The 17,276-nt window shown below is 45.4% G+C and carries 11 protein-coding genes and 1 pseudogene; 1 reads left to right on the top strand and 11 read right to left on the bottom strand.

Features of this window, described 5'->3' with window-relative positions:
- Positions 1 to 61 precede the first annotated feature (61 nt).
- From fusA to rplK, 9 genes are all read right to left on the bottom strand, one after another.
- Positions 62 to 2,164, bottom strand: coding sequence for an elongation factor G (gene fusA / locus V7R42_RS08735; RefSeq protein ID WP_039217587.1), 2,103 nt, complete (start codon positions 2,162 to 2,164; stop codon positions 62 to 64).
- Between the two features lie 27 nt (positions 2,165 to 2,191).
- Positions 2,192 to 2,662 carry a 30S ribosomal protein S7 gene (gene rpsG / locus V7R42_RS08730; protein WP_014951036.1) on the bottom strand — a complete coding sequence of 157 codons (471 nt, stop codon included), beginning with the start codon at positions 2,660 to 2,662 and terminating at the stop codon, positions 2,192 to 2,194.
- A gap of 75 nt (positions 2,663 to 2,737) precedes the next feature.
- Positions 2,738 to 3,112 carry a 30S ribosomal protein S12 gene (gene rpsL, locus V7R42_RS08725; protein ID WP_014951037.1) on the bottom strand — a complete coding sequence of 125 codons (375 nt, stop codon included), beginning with the start codon at positions 3,110 to 3,112 and terminating at the stop codon, positions 2,738 to 2,740.
- Positions 3,113 to 3,421: 309 nt separating this feature from the next.
- A complete protein-coding gene (rpoC, locus tag V7R42_RS08720) occupies positions 3,422 to 7,594 on the bottom strand; it encodes a DNA-directed RNA polymerase subunit beta' (RefSeq protein ID WP_334019775.1) in 4,173 nt (1,390 codons plus the stop codon).
- 81 nt (positions 7,595 to 7,675) lie between these two features.
- Positions 7,676 to 11,704: a DNA-directed RNA polymerase subunit beta gene (rpoB, locus tag V7R42_RS08715; RefSeq protein WP_334019774.1), complete on the bottom strand. Its 4,029-nt coding sequence runs from the start codon at positions 11,702 to 11,704 to the stop codon at positions 7,676 to 7,678.
- Between the two features lie 325 nt (positions 11,705 to 12,029).
- A complete protein-coding gene (rplL, locus tag V7R42_RS08710; RefSeq protein WP_015068303.1) occupies positions 12,030 to 12,407 on the bottom strand; it encodes a 50S ribosomal protein L7/L12 in 378 nt (125 codons plus the stop codon).
- Positions 12,408 to 12,464: 57 nt separating this feature from the next.
- Positions 12,465 to 12,983: a 50S ribosomal protein L10 gene (gene rplJ / locus V7R42_RS08705; RefSeq protein WP_071817642.1), complete on the bottom strand. Its 519-nt coding sequence runs from the start codon at positions 12,981 to 12,983 to the stop codon at positions 12,465 to 12,467.
- Between the two features lie 306 nt (positions 12,984 to 13,289).
- Positions 13,290 to 13,985, bottom strand: coding sequence for a 50S ribosomal protein L1 (gene rplA, locus V7R42_RS08700; RefSeq protein WP_334019773.1), 696 nt, complete (start codon positions 13,983 to 13,985; stop codon positions 13,290 to 13,292).
- Between the two features lie 4 nt (positions 13,986 to 13,989).
- Positions 13,990 to 14,418 (bottom strand): 50S ribosomal protein L11, encoded by a 429-nt coding sequence (gene rplK / locus V7R42_RS08695; RefSeq protein ID WP_014951043.1) that lies wholly within the window; start codon positions 14,416 to 14,418, stop codon positions 13,990 to 13,992.
- Positions 14,419 to 14,663: 245 nt separating this feature from the next.
- On the opposite strand from rplK, the gene V7R42_RS08690 reads away from it, so the two are divergent.
- Positions 14,664 to 14,951: a hypothetical protein gene (locus V7R42_RS08690; protein WP_334019772.1), complete on the top strand. Its 288-nt coding sequence runs from the start codon at positions 14,664 to 14,666 to the stop codon at positions 14,949 to 14,951.
- Positions 14,952 to 15,301: 350 nt separating this feature from the next.
- On the opposite strand, the pseudogene nusG reads toward V7R42_RS08690, so the two are convergent.
- Together nusG and V7R42_RS08680 are read right to left on the bottom strand one after the other, a co-directional pair.
- Positions 15,302 to 15,853: pseudogene (nusG, locus tag V7R42_RS08685) on the bottom strand (transcription termination/antitermination protein NusG).
- A 160-nt stretch (positions 15,854 to 16,013) separates the two neighbouring features.
- Positions 16,014 to 17,120, bottom strand: a complete 1,107-nt coding sequence (locus V7R42_RS08680) for a glycosyltransferase 61 family protein (protein ID WP_334019771.1) — start codon at positions 17,118 to 17,120, stop codon at positions 16,014 to 16,016.
- Positions 17,121 to 17,276: the final 156 nt, after the last annotated feature.

Below are 17,276 nucleotides of genomic sequence, written 5' to 3'. Positions count from 1 at the left end.
TTCTCGTTTCCTAAGTTAAAAGTCCGACCCACCAATAGACCGGACCGAACCTTCATTTAGATTAAATTCTAGATTCAATAATAGCCTGCGCCACATTGTTCGGCGCCTCAGAATAATTGAAGAACTCCATTGAGTATGAAGCACGACCTTGAGTTTGTGAACGCAAGTCAGTTGCGTAGCCAAACATTTCTGAAAGCGGCACTTTAGCACGTATTATTTTAACACCTGCAACGCCATCTTCCATACCTTCGATCATGCCGCGGCGACGATTAATGTCACCAACTACATCACCCATCCAGTCTTCTGGAGTAGTCACTTCAACTTTCATTGTGGGTTCAAGTAACACCGGATTTGCTTCTGCGGCGCCTTTTTTGAAACCCATAGAGCCGGCGATCTTAAACGCCATTTCAGAAGAGTCAACATCGTGGTATGAACCATCAAACAACGTAACCTTTACATCTAGTACCGGATACCCTGCAAGAACACCACTTCGCATCTGCTCCTGAATTCCTTTATCGACCGCTGGAATGAACTCTTTTGGTACCACACCACCGACGATTTCGTTCACAAATTCGTAGCCTGAACCTTCTTCTTGAGGCTCAATGCGCAGCCATACATGACCAAATTGGCCGCGGCCGCCTGACTGACGAACGAACTTCCCTTCAACTTCAACAGATTTACGAAGGGTTTCACGATAAGCAACCTGAGGGTTACCTACGTTACATTCAACTTTAAATTCGCGCTTCATGCGGTCGACAATGATATCAAGGTGAAGTTCACCCATACCTGAGATAATCGTCTGGCCTGTCTCGTCGTCAGTTTTCACTTTGAATGACGGATCTTCAGCTGCAAGTTTGCTTAGGGCAATGCCCATTTTCTCTTGGTCAGCTTGCGACTTAGGCTCAACCGCAATTGAAATTACCGGCTCTGGGAACTCCATACGCTCTAGCGTAATAACATGGTTAGGGTCACAAAGCGTATCACCGGTTGTTACATCTTTAAGGCCAATGGCCGCAGCGATGTCACCTGCGCGTACTTCTTTAATTTCTTCACGGTCTTTTGCGTGCATTTGCACGATACGACCAAAGCGCTCACGCTTGCCCTTAACAGGGTTGTAAACCGTATCACCCGTGTTTACTACACCAGAGTAACAACGGAAGAAGGTTAGCGTACCCACAAATGGGTCGGTCGCTATTTTAAATGCTAGCGCTGAGAACGGCTCATCGTCGCTTGAATGACGCTCTGCTTCTGTCTCATCTTTGTCGTCAAGTACGCCTGTGATGGCCTTAACTTCTGTTGGGGACGGAAGATAATGAATAACAGCGTCTAGTACTGCCTGAACACCTTTGTTTTTGAAGGCACTGCCACAGGTGGCAAGAACAATTTCGTTGTTCAGCGTACGCTGACGAAGGCCTGAACGAATTTCTTCCTCAGAAAGCTCTTCACCTTCCAAGTATTTATTCATTAGCTCATCAGAAGCTTCTGCAGCCGCTTCGATCATTTCTGTGCGGTACTGCTCAGCGGTATCTAAATATTCAGCCGGAATGTCTTCATAGGTAAATGTCATACCCATGTCTTCTTCATTCCAGTTGATGGCCTTCATCTTCACAAGGTCGATGACGCCATGGAAATTCTCTTCAGCGCCCATGTTGATTTGAATCGGAACACAGTTTGCGCCTAAACGCTTGCGGATTTGACCCACAACACGTTCAAAATCAGCGCCAGCCCGGTCCATCTTATTAACGAACACAAGGCGTGGCACTTGATATTTGTCAGCCTGTCGCCAGACTGTCTCTGATTGAGGTTCTACCCCAGAAGACCCACAGAATACAACAACTGCACCGTCTAGTACACGCAATGAACGCTCTACTTCGATAGTAAAGTCAACGTGTCCAGGGGTGTCGATGATGTTGATCCTGTGTTGATCGAACTGTTGCTCCATACCAGACCAGAAACAAGTCGTTGCAGCAGACGTGATAGTAATACCACGCTCCTGCTCTTGCTCCATCCAGTCCATGGTAGCCGCACCATCGTGCACTTCACCGATTTTGTGAGACAGTCCTGTATAAAACAGAACACGCTCTGTGGTCGTGGTTTTACCCGCGTCCACGTGAGCCACAATACCAATATTGCGATAACGCTCAATCGAGGTCTTACGAGGCATAAATCTCTCTCAGTTAAATAACGTTGATTACCAACGGTAGTGAGCAAACGCTTTGTTTGCTTCGGCCATACGGTGAACGTCTTCACGTTTCTTAACCGCTGAACCTTTATTATCTGCTGCGTCTAGCATCTCAGCCGCTAGGCGTTGTGCCATAGACTTTTCGCCACGTTTACGTGCAGCTTCTACCATCCAACGCATACCTAGCGCGTTACGACGAACTGGACGTACTTCAACTGGAACCTGATAAGTTGAACCACCGACACGACGAGACTTAACCTCTACTGTTGGGCGGATGTTATCAAGCGCTTCCTCGAAGATATCTAGGTGTGCTTTGCCGGTTTTTTCAGCAACAATATCAAGCGCACCGTAAACGATTTTTTCAGCGACTGACTTTTTGCCGTCGAGCATTACGACATTCATGAATTTCGCAAGCAGTTGTGAACCAAATTTTGGCTCTGGTAGGATTTTACGTTGACCTACGACTCTTCTTCTTGGCATTTTCTATTCTCCGTATGAATTCAGGGAAAACCCAAAACTCTTAAACTTCAGTTTGGCCTTACTAACGGAGAACCGTTATGACTTAGGCTTCTTCGCGCCGTACTTAGAACGGGCTTGTTTACGATCGTTTACACCTGCGCAGTCAAGCGTACCGCGAACTGTGTGATAACGAACACCTGGTAGATCTTTAACACGACCACCACGGATAAGTACTACACTGTGCTCTTGTAGGTTGTGACCTTCACCACCGATGTATGAAGAAACTTCAAAACCGTTAGTTAGACGTACACGACATACTTTACGTAGTGCAGAGTTTGGTTTCTTAGGCGTAGTAGTATATACACGAGTACATACACCACGTCTTTGTGGACAAGCTTGTAGAGCAGCTACGTTGCTTTTTTCAACGGGCTTTCTACGCGGCTTGCGCACTAACTGGTTAACTGTTGCCATTAACTAGCTCCTGATTAAAAACTACGAAAACCCAATCACTGTGACTGGGTCCATATTAATGCGATTAATTGTTTAATCGCTCTTGTTTGTGAACATTGTGCTCGTCAACATTCACTGAGCGCTGATACAAAAAACCGCGACCGTTTATCGAGCCACTTGATGGCTATCCAAAATCGGGTCGCGGAATATTAAAGATCATCGCTCTGACTGTCAAGGTGTACAAAGGTTAAGCAGATAATTTATCTGCAATCTGTACAACTGAACTGCCAAATTGTTAGGAGTACGTTAACGTACTCCTATGATCTTGCCTTATTCGGCAGTATCTTCGTCTGCACCAGCGTTAAGCGCTTCGGTAAGTGCCTGCTCTGCTTCAGCCGCAGAAACTGACATTTCTTCGATTTGCTCTTTGCGACGTTGTGCACGGCGTTCGTGGTAAGCGAAACCAGTACCCGCTGGAATTAGACGACCAACGATTACGTTTTCTTTCAGACCGCGTAGGTCATCTTCTTTACCTTGAACCGCAGCTTCAGTTAGAACACGCGTTGTTTCTTGGAACGATGCTGCTGAGATAAATGACTCAGTAGACAGTGACGCTTTAGTGATACCAAGCAGCTGTGTTTCATACTGCGCTGGGATCTTGCCGTGTTTTTCAATTTCACGGTTCGCCACTTTAACGTTCGATACTTCAACCTGTTCGCCTTCAAGGAACTGCGTATCGCCTGGGTGCGTGATAACACACTTACGTAGCATTTGACGAATAACTACCTCGATGTGCTTATCGTTAATCTTAACACCCTGTAGACGGTATACTTCCTGAACTTCGTTCACGATGTAGTTTGCTACAGCTGAGATACCACGTAGACGTAGGATATCGTGTGGAGACTCTGGACCATCAGCGATAACTTCGCCTTTTTCCACTTTCTCACCTTCGAATACGTTAAGCTGACGCCACTTAGGAATCATCTCTTCGTACGCGTCGCCCTCAGCAGGTGTAATTACAAGACGCTTCTTACCTTTGGTCTCTTTACCGAAGCCGATAGTACCTGAGATTTCTGCAAGGATTGCAGGCTCTTTAGGCTTACGTGCTTCAAATAGGTCCGCAACGCGCGGTAGACCACCCGTGATATCACGAGTCTTCGAGCTTTCCTGAGGAATACGTGCTAGCACGTCACCTTCGTTAGCCACTTTGCCTTCTTTCGCTTCGATAGTGGTGAAGCTTGGAAGACGAATTTCTTGAAGGCCGAACTCGTCGCTTTCAAGAATTAGCTTAGGCTCTTTAGCGTTAACTTTCGCAAGGTCTTTAACAACGATACGTGTTAGGCCAGTAAGCTCGTCTTGCTGCATTTCGGTGTTAGAGTCATCAATGTCTGCGAAGCTAATCTTAGCTGCACGTTCAGTGATGATTGGGTGACTATGCGGATCCCAGTTAGCAACAACGTCGCCAGCTGCGATAGTTGCACCGTCATCCACGCTAAGTACAGCACCGTAAGGTACTTTATAGCGCTCTTTCTCACGGCCTTGCTCGTCGATAACAGTAAGTTCTGTTGAACGAGAAACGATAACCACTTTGCCGTCAGAGTTACGTACGAATTTCGCATTGTGTAGCTTAAGGCTACCCGCAGTCTTAACTTGTACGCTGTTCTCAGCAGATGCTCTTGATGCCGCACCACCGATGTGGAACGTACGCATGGTAAGCTGTGTACCTGGCTCACCGATTGACTGTGCTGCAATAACACCAACCGATTCACCGCTACCCACCATGTGACCACGTGCAAGGTCACGACCGTAACACTTAGCACAAACACCGAAGTCGTTGTCACAAGTAATAACCGAGCGAACCATGATTTGGTCAACTGAGTTAGCTTCAAGCATGTCTACTAACGCTTCGTCTAGAAGAACGTTACGCTCTACTAGTACTTCGTTAGTGCCTGGCTTAAGTACATCTTCTGCTACCACACGACCTAGTACACGCTCGCGTAGTGGCTCAACAACGTCACCACCTTCAATTAGTGGTGTCATTTGAACACCTTCGAATGTGCCACAGTCGTCGTTAGTGATTACCAAGTCTTGTGCAACGTCTACTAGACGACGCGTTAGGTAACCCGAGTTCGCTGTCTTAAGTGCGGTATCCGCAAGACCTTTACGCGCACCGTGAGTTGAGATGAAGTACTGTAGTACGTTCAGACCTTCACGGAAGTTCGCCGTAATTGGGGTTTCGATGATTGAGCCATCTGGCTTAGCCATCAGACCACGCATACCAGCTAGCTGACGAATCTGAGCTGCACTACCACGAGCACCCGAGTCGGCCATCATGTAAACAGAGTTAAATGATGATTGCTCTTCTTCTTCGCCATCGCGGTTAATTACGATGTCAGTTTTAAGGTTATCCATCATGGCCTTAGCAACTTTTTCGTTGGCATTTGACCAGATATCGATAACTTTGTTGTAACGCTCACCCGCGGTAACAAGACCGTTTTGGAACTGTTCCTGAATTTCGATAACTTCTGCTTCCGCTGCATCGATGATGTCTTTCTTCGCAGCAGGAATAACCATATCGTCGATACCAACAGATGCACCCGCGATCATCGCGTAGTGGAAACCGGTATACATGATTTGGTCAGCAGCAATTACTGTGTCTTTCAGACCTAGCGTACGGTAACAAGCATTCAATAGTTTTGAAATTTGCTTCTTGCCCATCGCTTGGTTAATGATTTCAAATGGCAGACCCTTAGGTAGGATCAATGAGAAAATCGCACGACCAACCGTAGTGTCAGTTAGCGTTACTTTCTCAGTTTTGTTGCCATCTTCATCGATGTCATATTCAGTAATACGTACTTTAACACGAGAGTGAAGCTCAGCATTACCTGTACGGTATGCTTTTTCTGCTTCATTCGGGCTGGTAAATACCATGCCTTCGCCTAAACCGTTTACTTTGTCGCGCGTAAGGTAGTAAAGACCTAATACAACGTCCTGTGAAGGTACGATGATTGGCTCACCGTTAGCAGGTGACAGAATGTTGTTCGTTGACATCATAAGTGCACGCGCTTCTAGCTGTGCTTCGATTGTCAACGGTACGTGTACCGCCATTTGGTCACCATCGAAGTCGGCGTTGTACGCCGCACACACTAGCGGGTGAAGCTGAATCGCTTTACCTTCGATTAGTGTTGGTTCGAATGCTTGGATACCCAAACGGTGAAGTGTAGGTGCACGGTTAAGTAGTACCGGGTGTTCGCGGATAACGTCGTCTAGTACGTCCCAAACCTCTGGGGCTTCGCGCTCTACAAGCTTCTTAGCAGCTTTAATTGTTGTCGCAAGACCACGACCTTCAAGCTTACCGTAGATAAACGGTTTAAATAGCTCAAGTGCCATCTTCTTAGGAAGACCACACTGGTGAAGACGTAGCGTAGGACCAACGGTAATTACAGAACGGCCTGAGTAGTCAACACGCTTACCAAGAAGGTTTTGACGGAAACGACCTTGCTTACCTTTGATCATGTCTGCAAGCGACTTAAGTGGACGCTTGTTAGAACCGGTAATCGCACGACCACGACGTCCGTTATCTAGAAGCGCATCAACAGACTCTTGAAGCATACGCTTTTCGTTGCGTACGATGATGTCTGGAGCAGCTAGGTCTAGAAGACGCTTAAGACGGTTGTTACGGTTAATAACACGACGGTATAGGTCGTTAAGGTCAGACGTTGCAAAACGGCCGCCATCTAGTGGTACTAGTGGACGTAGATCTGGTGGTAGTACCGGAAGAACCGTCATGATCATCCATTCTGGCTTGTTACCAGACTGTTGGAATGACTCAAGCAACTTAAGACGCTTAGTAATTTTCTTACGCTTAGTTTCAGAGTTGATTGAAGGCAGCTCTTCACGCATAGCCGCAACATCTGCGTCTACGTCTAGTGCTGTAAGAAGATCGAATACCGCTTCAGCACCCATCTTCGCTTCAAACTCATCACCGTGCTCTTCAAGTGCGTCCAAGTATTCTTCTTCGTTAAGAAGTTGGCTGCGCTCAAGCGTAGTCATACCTGGCTCTGTAACCACGTATGATTCAAAGTAAAGTACACGTTCAATATCACGAAGTGTCATATCAAGCATTAGGCCGATACGAGACGGAAGTGATTTAAGGAACCAAATGTGTGCAACCGGGCTAGCTAGCTCGATGTGACCCATACGCTCACGACGTACTTTAGTTAGTGTAACTTCAACGCCACACTTCTCACAGATAACACCACGGTGCTTAAGGCGCTTGTACTTACCGCAAAGACACTCGTAGTCTTTAACCGGACCAAAAATACGCGCACAGAACAGACCGTCACGCTCAGGCTTGAACGTACGGTAGTTAATTGTTTCAGGCTTTTTAACTTCACCGAATGACCATGAACGGATCATGTCAGGTGAAGACAGACCGATTCGAATATTATCGAATTCTTCAGTCTTGTTTTGTTGCTTTAGAAACTTTAATAAGTCTTTCACATTACTCTCCCAGCGGAGTCAGTCTCTAGAGCCCGGCGCAAGCGCCGGGCCATCTCATAACATTACGTGGCTAACGCCGTATTACTTTTCTTCAAGCTCGATGTTGATACCCAACGAGCGAATTTCTTTAAGTAGTACGTTGAATGACTCTGGCATGCCAGGTTCCATTCTGTGGTCGCCATCGACGATGTTCTTGTACATCTTGGTACGGCCGTTAACGTCATCCGACTTAACGGTAAGCATTTCTTGAAGGGTATATGCTGCACCGTATGCTTCAAGTGCCCACACTTCCATCTCACCGAAGCGCTGACCACCGAACTGTGCTTTACCACCAAGAGGCTGCTGTGTAACAAGGCTGTAAGAACCCGTAGAACGCGCGTGCATTTTGTCGTCTACTAAGTGGTTCAGTTTCAGCATGTACATGTAACCAACCGTAACTGGACGCTCAAATTCGCGACCGGTACGACCGTCAAACAAAGCAATCTGACCGCTTTCTGGAATATCCGCAAGCTTCAGCATTTCTTTGATTTCAGATTCACGAGCACCGTCGAATACAGGTGTTGCTACTGGAACACCCTTACGAAGGTTTTCCGCTAGACGACGAACTTCGTGGTCTGTGAAGCTATCGATGTCAACTTCTTGGTGATTCTCACCAAGCTCGTACACCTTCTTCAAGAAGTCACGTAGTTCAGCCAGCTCGCGCTGCTCTTTAATCATGCGATCAATCTTCACACCAAGACCGTGTGCAGCCATACCCAAGTGCGTTTCTAGGATCTGACCGATGTTCATACGAGACGGTACACCTAGTGGGTTGAGAACGATATCTACCGGCGTACCGTTAGCATCGTATGGCATGTCTTCTACAGGCTGGATAGTCGAGATAACACCTTTGTTACCGTGACGACCGGCCATCTTGTCACCCGGTTGGATGTGACGTTTAACCGCAAGGTAAACCTTAACGATCTTAAGCACGCCAGGGGCTAGGTCATCGCCTTGTGTAATCTTGCGACGCTTACCTTCAAACTTCTTATCGAAGTCCATTTTGATTTCAGCGTGCTGATCGGCAATTTGGTCTAGCTCTAGCTGTGCATCTTCGCTGTTAAGTGCAATTTCAAACCACTTTTCACGCGGCAGGCTGTCAAGCTTAGCTTGGTCAACACCAGCACGTAGAAGTGCAGTTTGTGCACGTGCAAAGATACCGTCTGCAAGAATTTCAAACTCGTCAGTAAGGTCTTTCTTAACCTGACGTAGCTGCATATCTTCAATTTCTAGCGCGCGCTTGTCTTTCTCTACACCATCACGGGTAAATACTTGAACGTCGATTACCGTACCGTGAACAGAGTTAGGTACACGTAGAGACGTATCTTTAACGTCAGACGCTTTCTCACCAAAGATTGCACGTAGTAGTTTCTCTTCTGGCGTAAGCTGCGTTTCACCTTTAGGCGTTACTTTACCTACAAGAATGTCACCGCCTTTCACTTCTGCACCAATGTAAACAACACCTGATTCATCAAGTTTGCTAAGTGCAGATTCGCCCACGTTCGGGATATCAGAAGAAATCTCTTCTGGCCCAAGCTTAGTATCACGAGCGATACAGCTAAGCTCTTGAATGTGGATAGTAGTAAAACGATCTTCCTGCGCTACACGCTCAGAAATAAGGATTGAATCCTCAAAGTTGTAACCATTCCACGGCATGAACGCAATACGCATGTTCTGACCAAGTGCTAGGTCACCTAGGTCTGTTGAAGGACCGTCAGCTAGCACGTCGCCTGCAACAATCGGGTCGCCAACACTACAAGTAGGCTTCTGATTGATACACGTGTTTTGGTTAGAACGAGTGTACTTAGTCAGGTTGTAGATATCGATACCTGCTTCACCCGGAAGCATTTCGTCTTCGTCTACTTTGATAACGATACGGCTGGCATCTACATAATCAACCACACCACCGCGCTTAGCAACTACAGTAACACCTGAGTCAACCGCGATAGTTCTTTCCATACCGGTACCAACTAGCGGCTTATCAGCGCGTAGTGTAGGTACTGCCTGACGTTGCATGTTCGCACCCATTAGTGCACGGTTCGCATCATCGTGCTCTAGGAATGGGATAATGCTTGCAGCAATTGAAACGATTTGCTGTGGTGAAACGTCCATGTACTTGATGTCTTCTTTCGGCATCAAGGTAGTTTCACCACGGTGACGACATGGAATTAGATCGTCAACCAACTCGCCTGCTTCAGTCAACGCGATGTTTGCCTGAGCGATTGCGAATTGACCTTCTTCAATTGCAGATAAGTAATCGATCTCGTCTGTTACCACACCGTCTACAATGCGACGGAACGGCGTTTCTAGGAAACCGAAGTCATTGGTACGCGCGAAGCTTGCCAATGAGTTAATTAGACCGATGTTCGGGCCTTCCGGCGTTTCAATTGGACATAGACGACCGTAGTGAGTCGGGTGTACGTCTCGAACTTCGAAGCCTGCACGTTCACGTGTAAGACCACCCGGACCTAATGCAGAAATACGACGCTTGTGCGTTACTTCCGACAGCGGGTTGTTTTGGTCCATGAACTGAGAAAGCTGAGATGAACCGAAGAACTCTTTAACCGCAGCCGAAATAGGCTTAGCGTTAATAAGATCTTGAGGCATCACGTTGTCTAGATCGCCTAAGCTTAGACGCTCTTTAACTGCACGCTCAACACGTACTAGACCAACGCGGAATTGGTTCTCTGCCATTTCACCTACAGAACGGATACGACGGTTACCTAGGTGATCGATGTCATCTACTTCGTCTTTACCGTCACGAATCATTATTAGCTGCTTCATTACAGAAATAATGTCTTCTTTGTCTAGTGTACCAGCACCAATTAGTTCTTCACGGCCAAGACGGCGGTTGAACTTCATGCGGCCAACAGAAGATAGGTCGTAACGTTCATCAGAGAAGAACAAGTTATCGAACAAGGTTTCTGCTGCGTCTTTTGTTGGTGGCTCACCAGGACGCATCATACGGTAAATTTCAACTAATGCTTCAAGGCGGTTAGTTGAAGAATCGATACGTAGTGTATCCGATATATATGAACCGTGATCTAGCTCGTTAATGTAAAGCGTTTCGAACTCTTTGATACCTGCTTGGCTTAGCGCCGCCAGGTTTTCAAGAGTCAACTCGTCGTTCGCACTTACAATCACTTCGCCTGTGTCTTCGTTTACATAAGTAGCTGCGTAAACACGGCCAATTAGGTAATCGGCTGGAACTTCAAGCTCTGTAAGACCGGCTTTCTCTAGTGCACGCGTGTGACGCGCAGAAATACGACGACCCGTTTCAACAACAACGTTGCCTTCACCGTCAATGATGTCAAAAGCAGCCGTCTCACCTCGTAGGCGATCAGGAACCACTTCCATCATTAACTTATCTTTGTCGATACGTACGCTTACTTTTTCAAAGAAGGTATCTAAGATTTCTTCTGATGACATTTCAAGTGCGCGTAAAATAATCGTTGCAGGCAACTTACGACGACGGTCAATACGTACGAATAGGTTATCTTTCGGGTCAAACTCAAAGTCTAACCACGAACCACGGTAAGGGATTACACGTGCGTTATAAAGCACTTTACCTGACGAGTGGGTTTTACCTTTGTCGTGATCAAAGAATACACCAGGTGAACGGTGTAGTTGTGACACGATAACACGCTCTGTCCCATTGATAACGAACGTACCGTTCTCAGTCATCAATGGGATCTCGCCCATGTACACTTCTTGTTCTTTAATATCTTTTACGGTACCTGGCGCAGCGTCCTTATCGAACAACACTAACCGTAGTTTTACTCTTAACGGAGCAGAGAAAGTTACGCCTCGAATTTGACATTCTTTAACGTCGAAAACGGGCTCTCCCAGGCGGTAGCTTACATACTGAAGCTCTGAACTACCTGAGTAGCTTTTAATTGGAAAAACGGAACGAAATGCTGCTTCCAAACCGTATTGAGCTTCCGGATCGGTCTCAATAAACTTTTTGAAAGAATCAAGCTGAATTGAAAGAAGGTATGGAATTTCCAATACCTGTGGGCGTTTGCCAAAATCCTTACGGATACGTTTCTTTTCGCTATAAGAGTAAACCATGGGTTCCTCAGCCTGCTGATTTATGACCCAACCTGCTGCAAAATGCTTTAAAACGCGTGCTATGGGCTAAAAGCTACGTTTCAAATGGCGCACTAAGCAACAAACTTCCACAACCCTTTTTCGGGCAGATACACCAGCATACAACAAAATTTAACCAATTATTAGTTAACTTGTTGGATTTTTATGCTTTTTACGGGTATTTCCGAATGGCGCTTTAAGTAGTGTAACCAAGGGTTAGATTCTACACACTATACAGCGCAAAAAGGCTGGTGGTTCAAAAAACCACCAGCCTTGCCGTCTCAGGCAATAATCTGACTATGTCAGATTACTTGATTTCTACTTCTGCACCAGCTTCTTCAAGCTCTTTCTTAAGTGCTTCAGCTTCGTCTTTGCTTACGCCTTCTTTGATAGCTTTAGGAGCAGACTCAACTACTTCTTTTGCTTCTTTAAGACCTAGGCCAGTCGCACCGCGAACTGCTTTGATAACTGCAACTTTGTTGCCACCGAATGAAGTCATTACAACGTCGAATTCAGTCTTTTCTTCAGCAGCAGCAGCGTCGCCGCCAGCAGCTGGACCAGCAACAGCAACAGCAGCTGCAGCAGATACGTTGAATTTCTCTTCAGCCGCTTCAATTAGTTCTACCAGTTCCATTACCGGCATTTCAGCGATTGCGTTTAAGATATCTTCTTTAGTTAGAGCCATGTTCTCTAAACTCCTGGGTATAAAATGTTAAAAAAATCAATATGCCAAAAACGCCAATTACTTGGTGTCTTTGACCGCCGCCAATACGCGCACAAACTTGCCAGGAACTTCGTTGATTGTTTGAACGAATTTCCCAACTGGTGCTTTGAAGGTTGCAAGAAGTTTTGCAAGCGCTTCGTCGCGGGTAGGTAGAGCTGCAACTGCGTCCAATTTCTCTGGACCAAGAAGACCACTACCAATAGAAAGTGCTGTAACTTTTAGCTTATCGTTAGTCTTACCGAAGTCTTTGAAAAGACGTGCCGCACCGCCTGGTGCGTCGATAGAGAAACCATAGATAAGCGGACCAGTTAAGGCGCTGTCTAAGTCTGCAAATTGACTGTCTGCTAGAGCACGCTTTGCAAGAGTATTACGTACAACCTTTAGGTATACGCCTTGCTCACGAGCTTTAACACGTAGGTCAGTCAGTTCTGCAACTTCCATCCCACGGTATTCAGCAACGGCTACGGATAGAGCGCGAGACGCAACATCAGAAATTTCTGCTACGATCTCTTTTTTTGCTGCTAAACCTAGTGCCACTGAGTTCACCTCTTTGTATCTGACTTTGTTTGCGGTTACCCGTTTACGCCGTCAGGGTTCACAGATTGATACCAACCCTCATGGTTGATACCGCTCTACGGTGTTTGTTACCCCAGAGAGTCTGAGTCAAACCACCGTCTGCGCAGGTTGTTGTATTAAGCCGTGTGTTGACTGTGAAAGTTCTCTTACCTCTTTCACCACACCGCGCCTGCGGTCTTGGACGGGAGCTGCTTATTAGCACTGCTAATTGTCACAGCTCCAACCCATAACCTTTAAGAGATTTCGATGAACGTAAGCTCAGCGAAATTAAAGACCTACAGAAGCCTTATCAAGAGCAACACCAGCACCCATTGTAGTGCTTAGGCTGATCTTCTTGATGTATGTACCTTTAGCAGAAGAAGGCTTAGCTTTCTTCAATGCTTCAAGTAGCGCTTCAAGGTTTTCTTGAATTTGGTTCGCTTCGAACGCAATCTTACCGATGCTAGCGTGGATGATACCGTTCTTATCGTTACGGTAGCGTACCTGACCAGCTTTAGCGTTCTTAACTGCCGTTGCAACGTCAGGCGTTACAGTGCCAGTTTTTGGGTTAGGCATAAGGCCGCGTGGACCTAAGATTTGACCTAGTTGACCAACAACACGCATCGCGTCTGGGCTAGCAACTACTACGTCAAAGTTCATTTCGCCTTTCTTTACTTGCTCAGCTAAGTCGTCCATACCAACGATGTCAGCACCCGCTTCTTTCGCTGCGTCAGCATTTGCACCTTGAGTGAATACTGCAACGCGAACGTCTTTACCAGTACCGTTAGGTAGTACAGTTGCACCACGAACGTTTTGGTCAGATTTCTTCGCATCGATACCAAGGTTAACAGATACGTCTACGCTTTCTGCAAACTTAGCTGTTGCTAGTTCTTTAAGAAGCGCTACTGCTTCGTTAATTTCGTACTCTTTGCCCGAGTCTACTTTTTCGCGAATTAGGCGAGCGCGTTTAGTTAATTTAGCCATTCGATTAGTCCTCTACGTTCAAGCCCATTGAGCGAGCAGAACCCGCGATAGTGCGTACCGCTGCATCTAGATCAGCTGCAGTAAGATCTGGCTCTTTAGTTTTAGCAATCTCTTCCAACTGAGCGCGAGTAACTTTACCCACTTTCTCAGTGTTAGGACGGCCAGAACCACTCTTGATGCCCGCTGCTTTCTTAAGCAGGTAAGACGCAGGAGGAGTCTTAGTTTCGAATGTGAAAGAGCGATCTTCGTATACAGTAATTTCTACTGGTACTGGAGCGCCTTTCTCAAGGCTTTCTGTTTTCGCATTGAAAGCCTTACAGAATTCCATGATGTTTACACCGTGTTGACCTAGTGCAGGACCAACTGGTGGACTTGGGTTAGCAGCACCTGCTGCAACCTGAAGCTTGATAATACCGCTTACTTTTTTAGCCATTTTACATGCTCTCTTGTTTGGGTCTAACGCCTCGCAAATACAGAGATTATTTGCTCAATCGGCTTCCCGTTTCCGTTTAAAAGGGCGCGCATTATATAAGGTGATTAATTACTATGCAAGGGCTATTTAGAATAAAAAACCACCGAAAGGTCAGTATTTTCAAAGCGGCAAGTTTGGCAGAGTAATATTGACTGTTGCGCAACTCGCGCATCGGATTAACTACGCAACAAAAGGATAACGTTAAAATGGAAAAACCAATTGAACTTACTAGCAATGAATTAGCTAATGTATCTGGCGCTCTTTGGGCCAATGCAGCAGGTGCAATTGCTGGCGGCATAGGTGGTTTTTACGGCTCAATCATCGGTGGAGGCAGAGATGCAACATTTAGCAGCATTGCAGCGGGTACACTCTCCGGAATGGGGGCAGGTGCATTGAGCCCTGTTACGGGCTTTAAGACTCTTGCCACTTCTGTTGGCGGTGGTATTGTTGCAGGGGGTATCGCAAGTCTATTCTCAGATTACCACGAAGCTTAAACACAAATACAGGCAGGCTAATTATGGTAGATGTAAAAGAGGTTTTAATCTGGTTTATTTTCGTTTGTATTAGCAATTTTGCTTTAAAACGCGCTTTAGGAGTAGGGTTTTGGGACTCATTCACTAAAAGTAGTAGAATATCAGAGAATACGGGTGCAGTAATACACTTTGTATTTTTGTTACTGGTATTAACTACCAGCTTTTTGTGGATTATATAAATGCGCCTCCTTTAAAAATTTGCACAACAATGAAATGATAAAGCCTCAAAGATAATGCGTATCTGCCATAGTTTAAGCTCAAAAAAAAGCCCCGTTAAACGGGGCTTTCCAAAATCATTTGGCTAAGAACGTTCAGCCTTTTTCTACTTGGCCAAATTCTAGGCCTACCGGTGTAGAACGACCAAAGATAAGTACCGATACTTTTACGCGGCTCTTTTCGTAGTCTACTTCTTCTACCACACCGTTGAAGTCTGCAAATGGGCCATCGATAACACGAATAACTTCGCCTGGCTCGAATAGCGTTTTTGGTCTTGGCTTATCAACGTTTTCTTCAAGACGATTTAAGATAGCATCAGCTTCTTTCTGCGTGATTGGCATTGGGCGGTCAGATGTACCACCGATAAAACCAAGTACGCGAGGTACGCTTTTCACTAAGTGCCATGACTCTTCTGTCATCGCCATTTCTACCAATACGTAACCTGGGTAAAACTTACGCTCAGACTTACGCTTTTGGCCCGCTCGCATTTCTACGACTTCTTCTGTTGGTACCAGTACCTGACCGAAGTAGTCTTCCATATTGTGCATTTTGATGTATTCAAGCAGGGTCTTCTTAACGCGAGACTCGTATTATGAATAGGCTTGAACTACGTACCATCTTTTCTTTACTGCTTCTTCTTCAGACATACGGTTATGCTCCTATTCCTGTAATAAAGCCAACTACACGAACTGCAACCACGCTATGTATAATTTAATTTTGAGAATTAGGCACGCTTTCCCATCTTTTTAATAAAAGTCTGAAACCATTACAACATGATATTATTCGTTGATTCATAATCATGCCTACTTAGACAGTTTGCTCTACCTCGATATATTCCAATTCTACCTTTCTGAATGCAGAAATAGCTTCTACTTCTTTTGACACTAGCGATTTTTCTGGTGTGTCCCATTTGGTACTACCATCAACAAAACCATTTTTTATTAACGCCATTTTTAGTCTCGAACAATCCAATTCAGAAATTTGCGTAGAAGAAACAACCGGTAATCCCGCCGCTTTCCAATAGCCTTTCAAGTACGGTTCACCCTTACTTCGTTTGTTTGTTTTTGATAGAAGTTGAAAATCAAAATCAGAATGCTTTTTTCTTCGCCATATAACAAAAACATCTTGCGTCTCTTCTACAACGATTGCGAATAGGTGGTATGCAGAGCCATCCGCGAAGATGATTTTTTTTGCACTTACATAATACTGTAACTGCTCAAATACTGACATTTTTTCTGGGTAAATAACGTAGTAGCCTTGCCTCTTGAGGTTTTGCTCTATTATTTTTTCACCGACAAACGTACCTTCTCGGCCTGAAAGCTGAGAACGGGAAACATAGACTTTTTCTGGGTACAGTTTTCCTTTTACGCTTGAGCGGATTGTTTCTAACAAGTTTGTGACATTAGATTCAACAGCAGCGTGGTGTATAAATACTCCTGAGCGCTCTATACCCAACTGGTTAGGAACAAAAAGTGTCTCAAATTCAGTCGGTTCTTCTACTATCGAAATAGGGATTTTACCTGAGAATAACGAAATAAAGTCCTCAACAAACGTAGGAATGCCTCGCCTCTTTTCTCTTTTATAAAAAACAAGACTGTCTACGTCCGCTAGTATAGTGGAAGCCCAAATTCTCGTGATGCTCTCAACCATAAAATGGCCAAAATGAGAATTCTGTAGCATTCCACAGAATAGATGCTTACCCGCTACTTTTTTGTTAACCGAATAGTCGTTGCTAGGTGGCTTACACGTTAAACCAGGTTTCATGTGTACACTAAGCTCGCAAAAATCGCCATGACGAGTCACTACACCCGCTTGAAACTCTTTATTTCTAAGACTTTGAATAGGAACGACAACCGCTCTTTCATAAATTTCAATTTTAGGCGTAAGCGACTTTGCTCTTTGAACGATTTCCAATTTTATTCCCTTAATAACTACATTCTATTTATTGTTGGTACTTGCACCACAAGATTTTCTTTTTATTGTTCAGGTGAAAGTAAACCATATTACAACTGGGTATTAAAAGGATAAGTAACATTTTTCTATGACTAGCACTTACAAATACAGGCAACA

Origin of the sequence: Alteromonas sp. S015, assembly GCF_036864485.1 — a bacterium.
Taxonomy (GTDB): domain Bacteria; phylum Pseudomonadota; class Gammaproteobacteria; order Enterobacterales; family Alteromonadaceae; genus Alteromonas.
The sequence above is the reverse complement of the archived record's forward strand: the minus strand, read 5'-3'. Positions and strand labels throughout refer to the sequence as shown.